Below are 17085 nucleotides of genomic sequence, written 5' to 3' on the forward strand. Positions count from 1 at the left end.
AGCATGCCCTCTGAGGAGAGCTAGCGTTAAGCCGCTACAGGGTCCTTTTTGGTTCGTGTTCCACGGCTGAGCAGCCTTTGGCGGAACTGGGTGCGGCTCGAAGGCCCAGGGCGACGCCTGCTGCGCTGGACGCGACTGCAGACCTTTGTTGTGCTGCTGCTGTGCCTTTCCGTGGCCGCAGCCTCAAGCCTGCCCTGGCTGATCAAGCCAAAACTTCAACCCGGATCACTGGCCCCGTTTGAAGCCATCGCTCCAAAGGATGCCCTGGTGCAGGACAGCACCGCCCTCGAGCAGCAGCGGGCCTCGCTGGTGGCGCGATCGGTGGTGCAGGTGATCGATCAGGAGCAGACCCAAGCACTCAAACAACGGCTCGAGCAACAACTGCTGCAACTGCAGGAGGTCACCAACACCGGATCTGGAGACCGGATCGGGCCGGTGAACCTGTCTGATCAAGAGAAAAGGTGGCTGGAACAACGCAGCGAATGGGAGCATCTGGCCTGGGATAAAGCGGTGCGCAGCACCGCTGATCGCATGCTCAGCCAAGGGCTTGTGAGCAACCTGGCCATTGAGCAATTGCGCAAGGCCGCCGACCAGCAACTCAAGGCGGTTGCCCTGCAGCCAGAAGCGGCGCGCACCCTGGCCGGCAAGGTGCTCACCAGCGCCATGCGCGGCAGCACCAACCTGCGCACGGACCCGAACCTGAGCAAGCAGCTGATCGAGGAACAGCTGACCAAACAGGCCATTCCCACGATCGAGGTGCGCAAGGGGGATCTGATCACCCGCAAGGGCGAGCTGATCAGTCCCCAGGCCTACGACGTGCTGGATTATTTCGGCCGCGTGCGCCGCGAACCCCAACCGTTGATCTGGTTCCAACGGTTCGTTGAAGCCGCTGCAGCCTGCGCCGTGATGCTGCTGGTGATGCGGCGTGAGCGGCCTGGCCTGGAGGTGCGCCATGCGCTGCTGGCGGTGGGCCTGCTGCTGTTGGTGCAGGGAGCCAAGCTCTGGTTCAAAAGCTCCGTGAGCCCTCTGGCCGTGCTGGTGGCGCCCACCCTGGTGCTGGCGGAAGGCCTCGGCACCGGCTGCGGCTTGGTCTGGATGGGGGTGGCCGCTCTGCTCTGGCCAGAACCCGTTCAGGGGTTAGGAGATGGTCGCCTGATTGTGGCGGCGACGGTGGCTGCCGCTGGGGCCGTGATCGCAGGTCGTCAGCGCAGCCGCGGCCAGCTGCTGCAACTCACGGTGCTGCTGCCGATTGGCGCCTTTGTGGGGCAGTGGCTGCTGCTGCAGCTGCAACCGATCACCGGCCTGCGGCTCTGGGGAAATCTGAATCCAAGCCTGGATGAACTGGCCACCGATTCCTTTGTGCTCGGTGTGCTGCTGATGTTCAGCCTGCTGCTGATCCCGATGCTCGAGGGCTCCTTTGGCCTGCTCACCCGGGCGCGGCTGCTGGAACTGGCGGATCAGGAGCGCCCCCTGCTGCGCCGCCTCTCCTGCGAAGCCCCGGGAACCTTTGAACACACCCTGATGATCTGCGGCCTGGCGGAGGAAGGGGCGCGGGCGATTGGTGCGGATGTGGATCTGATCCGGACCGGATCGCTGTATCACGACGTGGGCAAGCTGCATGCGCCGGACTGGTTCATCGAGAACCAGAAGGACGGACCCAATCCCCACGACGCGCTGGATGACCCCCAGGCGAGTGCGGCGGTGCTTCAAGCCCATGTGGATGAAGGGCTGAAGCTGGCGCGGCGCCACCGCCTGCCCCGGCCCATCGCCGATTTCATCCCTGAGCACCAGGGCACCTTGAAAATGGGCTACTTCCTGCACAAGGCCCAGGAGCGGGGCGGGGTGGTTGAGGAACGCCGCTTCCGTTACAGGGGCCCGGAACCCCGCACCAAAGAAACGGCGATCCTGATGCTTGCCGACGGCTGTGAGGCAGCGCTTCGATCCCTCCCCCCCGACACCTCCGATGCCCAGGCGGTGGACACGGTGAGGCGGATTGTGGAAGCGCGGCAGCGGGATGGACAACTGCGCAAAAGCAGCCTCAACCGCAGCGAAGTGGAACTGGTGATTCGTGCCTTCGTGCAGGTGTGGCGGCGGATGCGCCACCGCCGCATCCCCTATCCAATCCCGGCCCGACGCTGACCGCAGCGTCTGTATTCAGCACTCACGAGTTCAGCACTCAGTGGCAAAGGGAACCTCCTGCGCGATCAAACGGACGCGTTGCTGGGTGAAGGGATGACGAAAGCTCAGGGCCTGGGCATGCAGATGCAAGCGGCAGGACCGGCCGGCATCCCCGTAGATGGGATCGCCCACGATGGGGTGACCCCGTTCGGCCAGATGGGCCCGCAGCTGATGGGAACGCCCCGTGAGCGGACGCAGCCAGAGCCGCGTGCTGCGGGCACCAGCGGCGCGGGCTCTCCAGATCGTTAGTGCCAGACGTCCCTCGGGGTGGCTGCCGTAGCGCGGCGGTTGGCGCGAGAGGCGTGCCAGGGGGCTGGCGATGCAACCGCGGCCATGGAGCTCCCCCTCCACATCCGCCAGGTACAGCTTGTTGATCTGCCGTTCAGCAAACAGGGCACTCAGGCGCCGCAGGGCGTCAACGCTTCGGGCCAAGAGCAGCACCCCCGAGGTGTCGCGGTCCAGGCGGTGAACCAGGCGCAGGCCTTGGTCCTGCTGCTGCAGGCGGGTGATCACGGAATCGCTTTGCTCAGGCCCCAGGCCCGGTTGGCTCAGCAGGCCGGCGGGCTTGTCGACCGCCATCAGCCACGGGTCCCGGATCAGCAGCTTCAAGGGGAGAGCCGCTTGGCGCAGTGTTTTTCAAACAAGGCCACCACCTGCTCCTCTGGCAGGGCCTGAATCAGCCGGGCTTCAGCCTCAACATGATGCTGACTGGAGTGATACAGCTGCAACTCGTGAAAAGGGTTGGGGTCCTGCTGGCGGGCCGCCTCCACCTCACGGCTGAGCAAGGCCGCCGGCATCAGGTTGCCGCCATGGCACGACTGCATCACATGGGCTGATTCATGGGCCAGCACCACCCAAACCACGGCTGGATCGTCGGGCAGGTTGTTGCCGCACATCAACAGGGCCTGCTTGCCCTCATGGAAGGCCCCCAGCAAGCCCAAGGGGCAGTCAGGTGCCACCAGGGCCTTCACTCCCGCCCGCTGCAGCAGCCGCAGGTAACTGGCGATGCGATCCCAGGTTGAGGCTTGAACAGCACTGCCCGTGAGCTGCAACACCAGCAGAACCAACAGCGCAGCCCTGAAACGGCGACCCATCAAGCCAGGGACCACAGAACAATCTCATTGGTCTCAAGATCGGCTCAAGCCGGCTTGATTCCCACCGAAGTTCTACAGATTTTCAGTCGTCAAGCAGCTGCTCCACGGACGTGACCTTCTCAGCAAACGACTGCTGCCGATCGGTGCGGGTGTTGAGCTTGAGCGTTGTGTAAAGACGCGGGGCTCCCATGCCGTGCAACTCGGCATGACAGGCCCTTACACAGTCCATCACCTCGTCCCATGGGCCTTCGATCGCTGTGCCATTGGGCCCCAGCTGATGGGTCAGCCCCGTAGCGGCGATCACCCGCTCACAGGCGGCGATGTAGGGCGAAAGGCTGACGCCCACACCGATCGGCACCACGCAGAGATCAACACTGACCCACATCAGCCCGCCATCGAACTGGATCGGCTCAAGCAACTGACGGGGTAGTCGATGGTGCGCCAACTGCCGCTGTCGGTTCGCACTTCAACCGCAATGCCCTGCTGACCCATGGAACAGCGGGCCCCTTGTCCCGTGCACCAATCGCTGGCATCAGCAAGGGCCAGTTCCAACGTGTCGTAAGGGGCGTCGAGCACCGGATGCGGCTGACCGTCGAGGCCAACCAACCGGTAGCGGGAGCGATGCTTGGCCATCGCAGTCCAATCCCGGAAGTGTCACCATCTTCCCATGGCCCTGACCCGATGGCATTCCCACACTGGAGCCAGCAACGGGACGCAAAGGGCATGAGTGAACAGCTGCAGCAGGCCTACAACGCCTTGATGGTGAAGGCTCCGGGGGCAGCGTTTCAAAAAGCACGTGCCCTGTATCTCAACAAATATCCACTTCCCCAGGCCGATGGCAGTGCACCGCTGCGGCTCTACGTCTGCGACGAGCAGCTGGAGGAATCGATTCAGCCCGCCAACGACGGCGATCCGAATCACCGCCTGGCGATTCTCCGCTCACGGCCGGGGCAGTTGGCCGTGGTGCACTGGCAACAGGCCGATCCGCCGGAACCCGAGCAACTGCGCCGCTACCTGCAGGACACCTGGTCGCTCAACCCCAACGAGCTTCAGATCGAAGCCCTCAGCAGCCCCTGGTTCCGGGAGGGCGGGCATCAAAGCCGCTTTGCTGCGCCCATGGGGTTGGGCTGGCAACAACAAACCCTATTAACCCTCAAGAAAGAAAAGTGAAAGGAATTCCGCAGAACGCGCGGAGCCACCGAAACGCACCGCTAGCGAACAGGTAGAGCCCTCTCCACCCATGCTCACCAAGTACGCCGAACGCTACGTGCTGCGGTCCTGTTCAGCCGGCGGTTATCTCGGCGTCAATGCCGTGGATCAACAGATTGAACGGCAACCCTCCCCCGAAAGGGCCTGGATCTTTCACACCCATGAGGGTGCCGTCACCCACGCCCGTTGGATCGGCGAGGTGCACGGAGAAACACCGGACGTGGTGAAGCTGGATCAGTGACTGGATCTGGGAACTGAAACGTGGTGGTGATCAGCCGTGGATGAAATTGCGCAGGCGGCGTGATTCGGCGGCTTGATCCTGCTGAAGCTCAGCTGCCGTTCGCGCCTGGTGTTCACGCTGCTGTGCCGCGAAGACATCCGCCTCACTCAGGGCAAAGCCGTGCTCGGCTGCGAGCCCGAGAAACCGCTCAAGATCCATGGGCTGCCCAAAAGCCTTAGCCAGATCAGGATCGCTGTCCCGAAGCTTCAGAAATCGATCCAGATCCTCGAGCGACATCCCGCCAGCACTTGTTGATTGCTCCCATTCAAGTCAGCATCGACCTGTTTGGGGAGGTTGGATGCTGTTGAAACTGATCAGCTGCGGCAGCCTCGCCCTGGTGAGTGTTCTCGTCGTCACCCTGACGCGGGGGTTGCAACAACAGAACCAACGCATCCAGGCGCTGCAGGAGCGGATCGATCATCTGGAGGAAGGTTCGCCGAACATTGCCCACAGCGAACTGCTCAGCCAACAGATGGGGCTGATGCAAGAACGCATGGATGCTTTCGCGGCCATGCGCACCTCGGCCGCTTCATCCCTTCACCGCATCCCCGCTGGCATTGGGCAGGATGAAGCGCTGCAAGAGAACGAACAAGACCAACACCGGCAGGATTGAGACCACCGAGCCGGCGGAAACGATCCGCCAATCCAGCGAAAAGCTGCTGGAGAGCTGCTGCAACCCCAGAGGCAAGGTGTAGAGGGACGGGTCGTCGAGGATCACCAGCGGCCAGAGGAAATCACTCCAGGTGCCGATGAACACGAACATCGCCAGAGTGATGAGATCGGCTTTGGCGGCGGGGATCATCACGTTCCACCATTCACCCAAGCGGCTGCAGCCATCGATGCGTGCCGCCTCCTCCAGCTCCTTGGGAACACCAAGGAAGCTCTGGCGCAACAGATAAAGGCCAAAGGCGGTGGCGGCTTGCGGAATCACCAGGGCCAGCAGGGTGTTGCGCAGGCCCAGCTGCACCATCAGCAGATACAGCGGAATCATCACCACCTGAAAGGGAATCAGGATCGTGGCCACCACCAGGCCCAGCACCAAGCCCCGGCCGGCGAAGCGCAGCCGGGCCAGGGGGTAGGCGGCCAGGGAGCAGAACAGCAGGTTGGCCAGCACCGCCAGACCACTCACCACGGTGCTGTTGAGCAGGTAAGTGGTGAGGGGATTGTCTTGAAACAGCCGCACATAGGCATCGAAGCTCGGCTGGGCGGGCAGCAACGCTGGTGGACTGCTGAAGATGTCTTCCGCCGGGCCCTTGAGCGAGGTGCTCACCAACCAGAGCAATGGCGTGAGCACCAGCAGCGCCAGAAGAATCAGCAGCACCAGCTGAACAACCCGGGCGGTGGAGGTGCGCATGGCGTCGGCTCTAGAGCGTCGGTCGGGTCTCCAGAACAACAGGATCCTTCTGTGGATGCAATGACTGCCGCTCCTCACCGGCCACCAGGCGGTTGAGGGCATTCACAAAGGCCATCCCCGCAGCCACCACCACATCGGTGTCGGCAGCGTGGCCGGAATAGAGCGCACCGTTGCGGCGCAGGCGAATGGTCACATCACCCATGGCATCGATGCCCTCGGTGACCGACTTCACCGAAAACTCGATCAACTCATTGGGCACACCCGCCAGATCATTCAGGGCACGGCAGACGGCATCCACCGGACCGGTTCCCACCGCCGAACCGGTGGTTTCACTGCCCTCTTCATCCGAAAGGGTGACGGTGGCGGTGGGGCGCAGGCTGCTGCCGCAGCTGACCTGCACCAACTTGAGCTGGAAGCGGGCTTCCGGCTGCTGCACCTGTTCGCTGACGATCGCCTCCAGATCACGGTCGGTGATCTCACGCTTGCGATCGGCGAGTTCCTTGAAGCGGGCAAAAGCCTCATCGAGGTCCTCACGGGTGAGGTCGTAGCCCAGCTCCTCCAGGCGGGCGCGAACGGCACTGCGGCCGCTCAGCTTGCCGAGGGAGATGCGGTTGTCGGACAAGCCCACCGTCTGGGCGTCGATGATTTCGTAGGTGAGCCGATTCTTGAGAACGCCGTCCTGGTGAATGCCGGATTCATGGGCGAAGGCATTGGCACCAACGATGGCCTTGTTGGGCTGCACCACCATGCCGGTGAGATTGGAGACCAGCCTTGAGGTCTTGGTGATCTCTTCGGTGCGCACGGCCGTGAGCGGCGTGGGGCTGTCCTCCTCCCGGCCAAAGAAGGGGTTGTAGTAACGACGCCTCACGTGCAGCGCCATCACCAACTCCTCTAGAGAGGCATTGCCGGCCCGTTCGCCGATGCCGTTGATCGTGCATTCGAGCTGACGGGCGCCGTTCTTGACGGCCTCGAGGAAATTGGCCACGGCCAAACCGAGATCGTTGTGGCCGTGCACCGAGATCACGGCATCGCCGATGTTGGGCACGTGCTGATTGATGCCAGCGATCAGCGCACCGAACTCCGAGGGGGTGGTGTAGCCAACGGTGTCGGGAATGTTGATCGTGGTGGCACCCGCGGCAATCGCCGCCTCAATCACCTCGTAGAGGAACTCCGGATCGCTGCGGCCGGCGTCTTCGCAGGAGAACTCAACATCCTCCACAAGAGAGCGGGCGTAGCTCACCATCTCGGGGACGATGCCGAGCACATCGGCACGGCTCTTGCGCAGCTTGTGCTCGAGGTGGATGTCGCTGGTGGCGATGAAGGTGTGAATGCGGCGACGCGGGGCTGGCGCCACGGCATCGGCGCAGGCCTTGATGTCGGCCCTTGAGGCACGGGCCAGACCACAGATGATCGGGCCGTTGTCGCCACCCACCTGCTGGGCGATCCGCTGCACGGCGGCGAAATCACCGGGGCTGGCGAAGGGGAATCCCGCCTCGATCACATCCACACCGAGCCGCGCCAGCTGCTGGGCAATGGCCAGCTTTTCCTCCAGGTTGAGGCTCGCCCCGGGCGACTGCTCACCATCCCGCAGGGTGGTGTCAAAAATCAGGACGCGACCGGGGTCCTTGGCCATGGAAGGGGCTCCAGCGGAGGTCTTAGTCGGAATGACTATGAGTTAACCCATCTTAGTTCAGCCCCCGAGGGGGAATCGGATTAAATTCAGCCACCGTTTGGGCTTGTTCGTGACCAAAGGCGCTGTCGCCCTGGTGTTGCATGCCCATCTGCCCTACGTGCGGTCGGCACAACCTGGCTCCCTGGAGGAGGACTGGTTTTTCCAGGCCCTGATCGAGTGTTATCTGCCGCTGCTGGAAACGCTGGAGATAGCCAGCGCCGACCCCCACCAGCAGCCCAAGCTCACCATCGGCCTGTCGCCGACGCTGCTGTCGCTGCTCAGCGATCAAGACCTCAAGCAGCGCTTCCCCGACTGGCTGAACGAACGGCTGGAGCTTCTGCCCAAGGCCGACCCATCCCTGCGCGCAGGCGCCGAACACCTGGCGGCCACGATCGAGCGGCACCGGGGGGCCTGGCAGAGCTGCGATGGTGATCTGATCCAGCGCTTCGCCGCCCTGCAACTCCAGGGGGTGGTGGACCTGCTCACCTGCGGCGCCACCCACGGCTATTTGCCCCTGCTGCGCCATCACCCGGAAGCGGTGCGCGGACAACTGCGCACGGCGGTGCGGGAACACCAACGGCTCGTGGGCGAACGCCCCTTGGGGATCTGGTTGCCTGAATGCGCCTATTACGAGGGCCTGGATCGCTGGATGCGCGATGCGGGGCTGCGCTACGCCGTGCTGGACGGTCACGGGTTGCTGCACGGCCGGCCCAGGCCCCGCTACGGGGTGTACGCCCCGATCTGCAGCCGCAATGGGGTGGCCTTCTTCGGGCGCGACAGTGACGCCACGCTGCCGGTGTGGTCGGCCAAGGACGGCTACCCCGGCGACCCCCATTACCGCGAGTTCCACCGGGATCTGGGTTGGGACCTGCCGATCGAAGAGCTCAAGCCCCTGGGGCTCGACCAGCCGCGACCGCTCGGCCTGAAGCTGCATCGGGTCACCGACCACAGCGCTCCGTTGGACCGCAAACGCCCCTACGAACCGGGGGTGGCGGCGGAACGGGTGAAAGAGCATGCCGCCGATTACCTGCAGGGCCGCCGGCGGCAGTTGGATCAGCTCGGTGCTGCCATGGACGTGTCCCCCCTGCTGGTGGCCCCCTTCGATGCCGAACTGTTTGGCCACTGGTGGTTTGAAGGGCCGGCTTTTCTCAGCCAGCTGTTCCAACAGGCGCCTCAGGAAGGGGTGAGCTTCACCCGCCTGCGCGATGTGCTGAACAGCGTTGGCCAGCTTCAGCTCTGCGATCCCTGCCCCTCCAGCTGGGGGCAAGGGGGCTATCACGACTACTGGCTGAACGACAGCAACGCCTGGATCATTCCTGAGTGGGAAAAGGCCAGCGCCGCGATGGTGCAGCGCTGCAGCCGCGGCGTGGGCAGCGAGCAGGCGATGCAGTGGCTGCAACAGGCGGCGCGGGAACTGTTGCTGGCGCAGTCGTCGGATTGGAGCTTCATCCTCAGGGCCGGCACCACCACCGAACTGGCCAAAGAACGGGTGCAACGCCACCTGGGCCGCTTCTGGCAGCTGATGCAGGCGATTGATGGCACCAGCGAACTACCGGAAGGCTGGCTCGAGGAGGTGCAGACGGACGACCGCCTGTTCCCGTTGATTCAGCCGTTGGACTGGGCTCCGGTTCAACCCACTCCTCAGCCTTCTGCGCCGAGCGCATAGACAAACACCTCCCTCTGATGAGGGAGGCGTGGATGTTCAACCCTCCCTCATCTGAGGGATCGGGTCTTTCCTGAAACGATCACAAAACCGCGGGGCTTGATCCTTCGCCGCGCCCAGCACCAAGCCTTTACGCAGCTCCCAGGGCGAAAGGGCAAACAAGCGCAGCATCACCCCCATCAAGCGGGGCAACGGCAAGGTGTTGGTGAGGAAGCCAAACCACTCCTCCCGCGGCAAGGAGAAGAACGTGGCGAAATGGGTGCGCAACAACGCTTCGTTGAATCCCATCAACCGGCCCAATCCGAACTGATAGAGCTGATGGCGCAGCACCAGTTCGATCGGCCAGAGCGCTTGCCAACCCCGTTGCGCCAGGGCCGCTGAGCCAAAACTTGGATTGGCGAGAGCGGCGGCGAGGGCATCAGCCAGATCAGGCCCCCGTCGCAACAGCGATCCCACCATGTAGCCCGAGGCCGGATGCACCATGCTTGCCGCGCCCCCAAAGGCCAGCACCGGCTGATTGCGATCTGGCAGCGGCAGGTTCATCGGGAAGAGGCAGAACTCCTCATGGATCACCTCAATGATCTCCACGCCGCGCCGATCCAGGCGCTGTTGGAGCCGCTGCTTGAGCACGTCGTAGGGAACCCCTGGCGCCAAGGCGAGTGAGGTTTCTTCCACGAAGAACACCCCATCGCCCAGATCCATCGCGTACAAAAACGTGGGCGGTTCGCTGCGCTGCGCCTCACTAAGGTGATCACAGCGGTAGTCCATCAACACAAACCGCCCCTCCTCAATCGGCGGTTTGGAGAAACGCCCCACCACGCCGTAGGCCGCCTGGCCTGCCACCGGCCCCTGATCGGGGCGGCGAATGTGAGGCGTGCGCGAACCGGAGGCATCAATCACCAAGCGCGCATGCAACATCGTTCCCGATGCGCAGCGCACGCTGGTGGTTGCACCATTCAGCTCCACCCGCGTAACGGTGTCTTGATGCCAAACCACCCCATCAGCCCGCTCCAACCAATGGCGCTGCAGAGCCGCCCGATCGAACAGGCCGTAGTCGATCCCATGGGCATGGCTCTGATCCTGAGCCGTTGAGCCGCCTTCGCCGAAATAGCTGACGGTGTCGCTCCAGCGGTGCTCCAGCAGCTGCTCAAGCCCCACCGCTTTGAGTTCATCGGCCCAGATGCCGTAGGTGTTCGGCCAGGGATCGTCGACCGGTTCCGGGGCAATGCCGGCAACAGCCACACCCCGTTGGTTCAGTTCCGAGGCGATGCAGAGGGCAGCAGGACCACCCCCCAGGACCAGCACATCCACCGGCTCAGCCAAGGTCAGCTGTCCTGCGCGTCAGCTTCGGTGTCGTTGGACTCTGTGTCGTCAGCAGAGTCGTCTTCCGCTTCCGGCGGCACCAGCACCACCTTCAGCAGCCGGTCGCCCTTGTCGAGCTTCTGCAGACGCACCCCTGTGGCAGCACGGGACTGCTGAGGGATGGCATCGGCGCTGGTGCGCACGATCACCCCTTTCTCGCTCACCAGCAGCAACTCCTCACCGGCACCAAGCACACTCAGCCCCACCAGTTCATCGGCGTCGGTGCGGAACTTCATCGCCCGCAGGCCCATGCCAGCCCGTTTCTGCAGGCGGAATTGCGTCACCGGAACCCGTTTGCCCAGACCCGAGGCCGACGCCACAAGCACCCAGGGGCCCTCACTGGCGGCATCCTCTTCATCGTCTGCGCTGGCGGCCACCTGATCGGCGAGTTCCACCGGCAGCACATCCATGCTCACCAGGGCATCGCCATCGCGCAGGTTCATCGAACGCACGCCGCGGGCTGTACGTCCCAAAGGCCGCAATTCCTCATCACTGAGGCGGAAGTGGATGGTCATCCCGGCTTTGGAGCCGATCAAGACGCTGTCACCCGGCACCGCCAGGCGCACCCAGGTGAGGGCATCGCCCTCCTCCAGGTTGATGGCGATCAGGCCATTGGAGCGGATGTTGCTGAAGGCCGAAAGGCGGGTGCGCTTGATGAAGCCACCTCGGGTGAGCATCACCAGGTCGGTGTCGTCGCTGAACTCCGACACCGGAATCAACGTGGTGATCGCCTCTTCCCGGGGGATCGGCAGCAGCTGCACCACCGGCGTTCCCTTGGCCGCACGGCTGCACTGGGGAACGCGGTAGGCGGGCAGGGCGTACGACACACCACGGTCGCTGAACAGCACCAAGGTGTCGTGGTCGTTGCAGCTGATGAACAGCTTCACCGCATCTTCACCCTGGCTGCGGGTGCCGGCCTTGCCGCGAGTGCCGCGGCTGGTGGCTTCAAATTCACTCACCGGCATCCTCTTGAGGTAGCCGGTCTCGGTGAGCAGCACCACCGACCGCTCGTTGGCGATCAGGTCGATGTCAGACAGGCCACCGCCAAGGTCGAGGATTTCGGTGCGGCGCGGCGTTGGGTAGCGCTCCTGCAGCTGAGCGAGCTCGCTCTGGATGATCCCGAACACCCGCTCACGCCGGCCAAGGATGTCCTTGTAGTCGGCGATCTTGGTAACAAGGTCCTCGTGCTCGAGCCGGATCTTGTCGGCCTCAAGAGCGGTGAGACGACGCAGCTGCATCTGCAGGATGGCGTCGGCCTGGATGTCGGACAGGCCATGGCGATCCTGCAGCTGTTGCCGTGCCGTGGCCGTATCGGGGGCAGCCCGGATCAGGGCAATGATTGGATCGAGCTGATCAAGTGCCAGCAGCAGGCCCAGCAGGATGTGGTCGCGCTCTTCGGCCTTGCGCAGCAGGTAGCGAGTGCGGCGCTCGATCGTCTCGACCCGGAAGTCGAGGAACACCTCGAGCATCTTGCGCAGGGTGAGCAGGATCGGCTCACCGTTCACCAGCGCCAGCATGTAGGCACTGAAGTTGCTCTGCAGCGGGGTGAGCTTGAACAGGTTGTTCAGCACCACCTGCGGGTAGGCGTCGCGGCGCAGCTCCACCACGATCCGCATGCCATCGCGGTCGCTCTCGTCGCGGATGTCGGAGATGCCCTCGAGCTTCTTGTCGTTCACCAATTCAGCGATGCGCTCGATCAGCGCCGCTTTGTTGGTCTGATACGGCAACTCGGTGATGATCACCGCATCGCGATCGGGCCGCCCCGGCGCCTCGATCGTTTCGATGTTGGCCACGCCGCGCATGGTCACCGAACCGCGGCCGCCCAGGTAGGTCTCGCGGATGCCTTCACGTCCCAGGATCTGACCGCCGGTGGGGAAGTCGGGGCCGGGGATCAGCTGGATCAACTCCTGATCGGTGATCTCGGGGTTCGCGATCAGCGCCTGCAACCCGTCGATCAATTCGTTGAGGTTGTGGGGAGGGATGTTCGTCGCCATCCCCACGGCGATGCCCGCCGATCCATTCAGCAGCAGCTGCGGGATCCGCGCCGGCAGCACCGTGGGCTCCTGCTGGGAGCCATCGAAGTTGTCGGCGAAATCAACGGTCTCCGCCTCGATGTCCTCCAGGAGGCTGTCGGTGGTCAGCGCCCGCAACCGCGATTCGGTGTATCGCATGGCCGCCGGTGGGTCGTTGTCCACCGAACCGAAGTTGCCGTGCCCATCGATCAGGGGCATCGACATGGAAAAGTCCTGGGCCATGCGCACCAGGGCGTCGTACACGGCGGTGTCGCCATGGGGGTGATATTTGCCGAGCACTTCGCCCACCACACGGGCGCACTTGCGGTAAGGCCTGTCGCTGGTGAGGCCCAGCTCGTACATCGCGTACAGGATCCGGCGATGCACCGGCTTGAGGCCGTCGCGGGCATCGGGCAGGGCCCGACCCACGATCACACTCATCGCGTACTCCAAATAGGAGCGCGACATCTCGTTGCGCAGGTCCGTCTGAATGATCCGATCGTCGGAATCGCCGGGACCGCCGCCGACAGGCCCCACAGAATCCGTCATACGTGCATCAGACGTCCTTTGTCAGTCTATCTCGGACGGTGGTGAGAGCAGAAAAGTCCGGATAAAATCCCGATGCTTTCCACTGACGTGATGGGTCCTGTCGACGAGCCGCGCCCTGAAGCCGAAACCTCAGGCAGCGACCCCACGCCCACACCGGAGCCCTCGCCCGCAGCAACGCCGGAACCTGAGCCGACTACGGCACCCACTCCAGCCCCAACACCTGCGCCGACTCCTGCACCCACTCCGGCACCAACCCCCGCTCCAACACCAGACCCGGTGATTGCTTCCACCGTGTCGATCCCTGCTCAGGAGAGCGCCGATGGGGACGGCGGCGAGTGGGAGCTGCTGGTGGGCAAGGTGAAGGACTGGCTCGAGCAGAACGATCTGGCTGAGCTCTGGACCAAAGCCCAGCTGCCGCTGCGGGTGGTGGGCGGCCTGATCGTGTTCAGCCTGGTGGCGACGGTTTACTCCGGCGTGCTCAACACCATCAACAGCATCCCTCTGGTGCCAGGCCTGCTGGAGCTGGCCGGCGTGATCTGGCTGGTGAACTTCGCCCTGCGCAACCTGATCCGCAACAGCGATCGGGACAACTTCATCAAGGGTGCCCGCTCCACCTGGACCCGCGTGACGGGCCGATCGAGCTGACCAGATCAAGCTGAGGCGATCATCCCGATTGGTAGTTTGATCTAACTTTATTGAAGTCGCGCGGTGGACATTCAGCTCGGACGCTCCAAGACCGTTCGCCGGGCCTACGGAATCGATGAAATCGCCCTGGTGCCTGGGGGTCGCACGGTGGACCCCGAGGTCACCGATACCCGTTGGACCCTGGGCGGAATCGAGCGCGAGATCCCGATCATCGCCAGCGCCATGGACGGCGTGGTGGACGTGGGCATGGCCGTTCGCCTGTCTCAACTGGGCGCCCTCGGCGTGTTGAACCTTGAGGGTGTTCAGACCCGCTACGAAGACCCCAACCAGGTGTTGGATCGCATCGCCGCCGTCGGCAAGGACGAATTCGTCCCGCTGATGCAGGAGATCTACAGCCAGCCGGTTCAAGAGGCGCTGATCCGCAAACGCATCCAGGACATCAAGGCCCAGGGAGGCATCGCCGCCGTTAGCGGCACTCCGGTGGCAGCCATGCGTTTCGGCAAGGCCATCGCCGAAGCCGGAGCCGACCTGTTCTTCGTGCAGGCCACTGTGGTCTCGACGGATCACACCGGCCCTGCAGGCCAGGAGACCCTCGACCTTGAAGCCCTGTGCCGCGACATGGGCGTTCCCGTGGTCATCGGCAACTGCGTCACCTACGACGTGGCCCTGCAGCTGATGCGGGCTGGTGCCGCCGGCGTGATGGTGGGCATCGGTCCCGGTGCCGCCTGCACCTCCCGTGGCGTTCTCGGCGTGGGCATTCCCCAGGCCACCGCAGTGGCCGACTGTGCTGCCGCCCGGGCCGACTACGAAAAGGAAAGCGGTCGCTACGTGCCGATCGTTGCTGACGGTGGCATCGTCACCGGCGGTGACATCTGCAAGTGCATCGCCTGCGGCGCCGACGCCGTGATGATCGGTTCCCCCATCGCCCGGGCTGAGGAAGCTCCCGGCCGTGGCTTCCACTGGGGCATGGCCACCCCGAGCCCGGTGCTGCCTCGCGGCACCCGCATCAATGTGGGCAACACCGGCAGCATCGAACGCATCCTGCGCGGCCCGGCCAAGTTGGACGACGGCACCCACAACCTGCTGGGCTGCCTCAAGACATCCATGGGCACCCTCGGCGCCCAAACCATCAAGGAGATGCAGCAGGTGGAGGTGGTCGTGGCACCCTCCCTGCTGACGGAAGGCAAGGTCTACCAAAAGGCCCAGCACCTCGGAATGGGCAAGTAAGGCAGGGCTAAATTGGAGCTGTGCGGGCTTCGGCCCACACACTCCTCACACCCCCCGGCCCGGCGCGATCGGGCTTTCACTCTTTGTGGAGAGCGACTGTCACAGTTCCCTTCTCAGCAGAGAAGAGCTGTGTTTTCGCTCAAAACCGTTGCTAAATTCTCCCTAAATTCCCCTGCTCATATGTCCAGCGCTGCTGCTGTCACCGACGCATCCTTCGAGCAGGACGTGCTCCAAAGCGACGTGCCGGTTCTCGTGGACTTCTGGGCACCCTGGTGCGGACCCTGCCGCATGGTGGCTCCGATCGTTGAAGAGATCGCCAAGGAATTCGACGGCCAGATCAAGGTGTTCAAGCTCAACACCGACGAGAACCCCAACGTGGCCAGCCAGTACGGCATCCGCAGCATCCCGACGCTGATGGTGTTCAAGGGCGGCCAGAAGGTTGACACCGTCGTGGGCGCTGTTCCCAAGGCAACCCTGTCAGGCACCATTTCCAAGTACCTCTGAATCCGTCTCAAGAACGGATCGACCGGTTGAGTCTGAACCTCGGGTTAATCGATTACGGCATGGGCAATCTCCACTCCGTGGAGAAATGCCTCGAGCGGCTGGATCAAGGCTGCTCATTAATTCATAACGCCGATGATCTGAAGGGCGTCGATGCGCTGATCCTGCCCGGGGTCGGCGCTTTTGATCCGGCCATGGCCAACCTCAGGGCCACCGGACTGGTGCCCCACCTGCGGCGCTGGGGTCAGGAGGATCGCCCCTTGCTCGGCATTTGCCTCGGCCTGCAACTGCTATTCGAGCAGAGCGACGAAGGCAGCGATCCAGGCCTCGGGCTCCTGGGCGGACGGGTGAGCCGCCTGCCCAGCAACAGCGGCGAACGCATCCCCCACATGGGCTGGGCTCCGTTGAAGCATCACGGCAGCTGCCCGCTGCTCAGCAGTGATGCCCCCTCGGAGTGGGTGTATTTCGTGCACAGCTACGCCGCTGTTCCCACCGATCGAAATGACCTCAAGGCCTCGGCCCCCTTCGGCGATCAGGAGGTGACCGCTGTGGTGTGGCGGGGGCGCGTCGGCGCTTGCCAGTTCCATCCAGAGAAGTCGTCCGATGCCGGAGAAGAGATGCTCAAGCGCTGGTTGACCTGGCTGCGCAACGGGGCTGAACCCTGCCCATGAGCGGTGGCGGGCAACTGCGCCTCAGCGGTGGGCGACGGCTGCTGAGCCCCGGGGGGCGCACGGCCCGGCCCACCACCTCCAGGGTGCGCGAAGCGGTGATGAACATCCTCGCCCCGCAACTGCAGGACTGCCGCTGGCTCGACCTCTGCAGCGGCAGCGGCGTGATGGGCTGTGAGGCCCTGCAGCGGGGAGCGCGCTGTGTGGTGGCCGTTGATCAAGACCCGCAATGCATCCGCGTCAGCCGCAGCAACCTCAGTGCCGTGGCGGCAAGCCGTTCACCGGCTCCGGAAATCCGCACCGAACGGCGGGAACTGATCTCGTGGCTGCGCAAGGGCTGGAGCCAGGAGCCCTTCGACATCGTCTATTTCGACCCTCCCTACGACCAGGGCCTCTACGAACCCTGCCTGATCGCTCTCGCGGAGGGGAATTGGCTTCACCAGAATTCTCTGGTGGTGTGTGAACACCGCTCCAACCTGAACCCAGAACCGGGCTCAGGTTGGAGGGTGGTGGATCAACGCCGCTACGGCATCAGCAGCGTGATGCTGCTCAGCCCCCCAGAGCGCTGCCACCACGGCGGTACTGGTTCCATGCCGCCACGAACAGACCCATCAACGTGACGGGGATCAGACCCAGAACGATGCCGCAGAGCAGAGGTTCGATCATCGCGT

19 protein-coding genes and 1 pseudogene are annotated in these 17085 nt (G+C 63.9%); 10 read left to right on the forward strand and 10 right to left on the reverse strand.

The annotated features are described in order from the left end of the window. Positions 1–48 precede the first annotated feature (48 nt). Positions 49–2139 (forward strand): HDIG domain-containing metalloprotein, encoded by a 2091-nt coding sequence (locus tag SynRS9907_RS09885; RefSeq protein WP_188020881.1) that lies wholly within the window; start codon positions 49–51, stop codon positions 2137–2139. A 30-nt stretch (positions 2140–2169) separates the two neighbouring features. On the opposite strand, the gene SynRS9907_RS09890 is transcribed toward SynRS9907_RS09885, so the two are convergent. The 4 genes from SynRS9907_RS09890 to SynRS9907_RS09905 form a co-directional block, all read right to left on the reverse strand. After that, positions 2170–2757, reverse strand: a complete 588-nt coding sequence (locus SynRS9907_RS09890; RefSeq protein WP_188022431.1) for an RluA family pseudouridine synthase — start codon at positions 2755–2757, stop codon at positions 2170–2172. A 26-nt stretch (positions 2758–2783) separates the two neighbouring features. After that, positions 2784–3272 carry a hypothetical protein gene (locus tag SynRS9907_RS09895; protein WP_188020882.1) on the reverse strand — a complete coding sequence of 163 codons (489 nt, stop codon included), beginning with the start codon at positions 3270–3272 and terminating at the stop codon, positions 2784–2786. A gap of 82 nt (positions 3273–3354) precedes the next feature. Next, on the reverse strand, positions 3355–3657 hold the full coding sequence (locus SynRS9907_RS09900) for an MTH1187 family thiamine-binding protein (protein WP_115008649.1): 303 nt from the start codon (positions 3655–3657) through the stop codon (positions 3355–3357). Continuing rightward, a complete protein-coding gene (locus SynRS9907_RS09905) occupies positions 3657–3905 on the reverse strand; it encodes a hypothetical protein (RefSeq protein ID WP_186510128.1) in 249 nt (82 codons plus the stop codon). Before SynRS9907_RS09905 ends, SynRS9907_RS09900 begins: the two co-directional genes overlap by 1 nt. Before the next feature lie 48 nt (positions 3906–3953). Between SynRS9907_RS09905 and SynRS9907_RS09910 the strand changes: the two genes are divergently transcribed. Further along, positions 3954–4442 (forward strand): hypothetical protein, encoded by a 489-nt coding sequence (locus SynRS9907_RS09910; RefSeq protein ID WP_255445860.1) that lies wholly within the window; start codon positions 3954–3956, stop codon positions 4440–4442. Between the two features lie 70 nt (positions 4443–4512). Continuing rightward, the gene (locus SynRS9907_RS09915) at positions 4513–4722 is read left to right on the forward strand and encodes a hypothetical protein (protein WP_186510127.1); all 210 of its coding nucleotides are present in this window, start codon (positions 4513–4515) and stop codon (positions 4720–4722) included. Positions 4723–4752: 30 nt separating this feature from the next. Here the strand turns inward: SynRS9907_RS09915 and SynRS9907_RS09920 are convergent, their stop codons facing one another. After that, a complete protein-coding gene (locus SynRS9907_RS09920) occupies positions 4753–4998 on the reverse strand; it encodes a Nif11-like leader peptide family RiPP precursor (RefSeq protein WP_188020883.1) in 246 nt (81 codons plus the stop codon). A 61-nt stretch (positions 4999–5059) separates the two neighbouring features. Between SynRS9907_RS09920 and SynRS9907_RS09925 the strand changes: the two genes are divergently transcribed. Further along, a complete protein-coding gene (locus SynRS9907_RS09925) occupies positions 5060–5374 on the forward strand; it encodes a hypothetical protein (protein WP_188020884.1) in 315 nt (104 codons plus the stop codon). On the opposite strand, the gene SynRS9907_RS09930 is transcribed toward SynRS9907_RS09925, so the two are convergent. Then, entirely contained in the window at positions 5291–6115 is an 825-nt protein-coding gene (locus SynRS9907_RS09930; protein WP_188020885.1) for a carbohydrate ABC transporter permease, read from the reverse strand. The genes SynRS9907_RS09925 and SynRS9907_RS09930 overlap by 84 nt on opposite strands. Positions 6116–6125: 10 nt before the next feature. Next, complete coding sequence (locus tag SynRS9907_RS09935) at positions 6126–7748, reverse strand: 2-isopropylmalate synthase (protein WP_188020886.1); 1623 nt, start codon at positions 7746–7748, stop codon at positions 6126–6128. 109 nt (positions 7749–7857) lie between these two features. Between SynRS9907_RS09935 and SynRS9907_RS09940 the strand changes: the two genes are divergently transcribed. Next, complete coding sequence (locus tag SynRS9907_RS09940; RefSeq protein ID WP_188020887.1) at positions 7858–9453, forward strand: glycoside hydrolase family 57 protein; 1596 nt, start codon at positions 7858–7860, stop codon at positions 9451–9453. 36 nt (positions 9454–9489) lie between these two features. Here the strand turns inward: SynRS9907_RS09940 and crtL are convergent, their stop codons facing one another. Further along, entirely contained in the window at positions 9490–10773 is a 1284-nt protein-coding gene (gene crtL / locus SynRS9907_RS09945; RefSeq protein ID WP_188020888.1) for a lycopene beta cyclase, read from the reverse strand. 2 nt (positions 10774–10775) lie between these two features. Next, positions 10776–13373, reverse strand: coding sequence for a DNA gyrase subunit A (gene gyrA / locus SynRS9907_RS09950; protein WP_188020889.1), 2598 nt, complete (start codon positions 13371–13373; stop codon positions 10776–10778). A 90-nt stretch (positions 13374–13463) separates the two neighbouring features. Between gyrA and SynRS9907_RS09955 the strand changes: the two genes are divergently transcribed. The 5 genes and pseudogenes from SynRS9907_RS09955 to rsmD form a co-directional block, all read left to right on the forward strand. Beyond that, on the forward strand, positions 13464–14018 hold the full coding sequence (locus tag SynRS9907_RS09955) for a CAAD domain-containing protein (RefSeq protein WP_188020890.1): 555 nt from the start codon (positions 13464–13466) through the stop codon (positions 14016–14018). A 63-nt stretch (positions 14019–14081) separates the two neighbouring features. Beyond that, a complete protein-coding gene (locus SynRS9907_RS09960; protein WP_115081876.1) occupies positions 14082–15245 on the forward strand; it encodes a GuaB3 family IMP dehydrogenase-related protein in 1164 nt (387 codons plus the stop codon). 180 nt (positions 15246–15425) lie between these two features. Then, positions 15426–15749 carry a thioredoxin gene (gene trxA / locus SynRS9907_RS09965; protein WP_006851354.1) on the forward strand — a complete coding sequence of 108 codons (324 nt, stop codon included), beginning with the start codon at positions 15426–15428 and terminating at the stop codon, positions 15747–15749. 26 nt (positions 15750–15775) lie between these two features. Next, a complete protein-coding gene (gene hisH / locus SynRS9907_RS09970; protein ID WP_188020891.1) occupies positions 15776–16417 on the forward strand; it encodes an imidazole glycerol phosphate synthase subunit HisH in 642 nt (213 codons plus the stop codon). Further along, positions 16414–16953, forward strand: a pseudogene (gene rsmD, locus SynRS9907_RS09975) (16S rRNA (guanine(966)-N(2))-methyltransferase RsmD); the annotation flags it as partial. The gene hisH and the pseudogene rsmD, both read left to right, overlap by 4 nt. 10 nt (positions 16954–16963) lie before the next feature. Here the strand turns inward: rsmD and petG are convergent. Next, positions 16964–17080, reverse strand: coding sequence for a cytochrome b6-f complex subunit V (gene petG, locus SynRS9907_RS14090; protein WP_071823076.1), 117 nt, complete (start codon positions 17078–17080; stop codon positions 16964–16966). Positions 17081–17085 lie beyond the last annotated feature (5 nt).

It is taken from the genome of Synechococcus sp. RS9907, from assembly GCF_014279615.1.
Taxonomy (GTDB): domain Bacteria; phylum Cyanobacteriota; class Cyanobacteriia; order PCC-6307; family Cyanobiaceae; genus Parasynechococcus.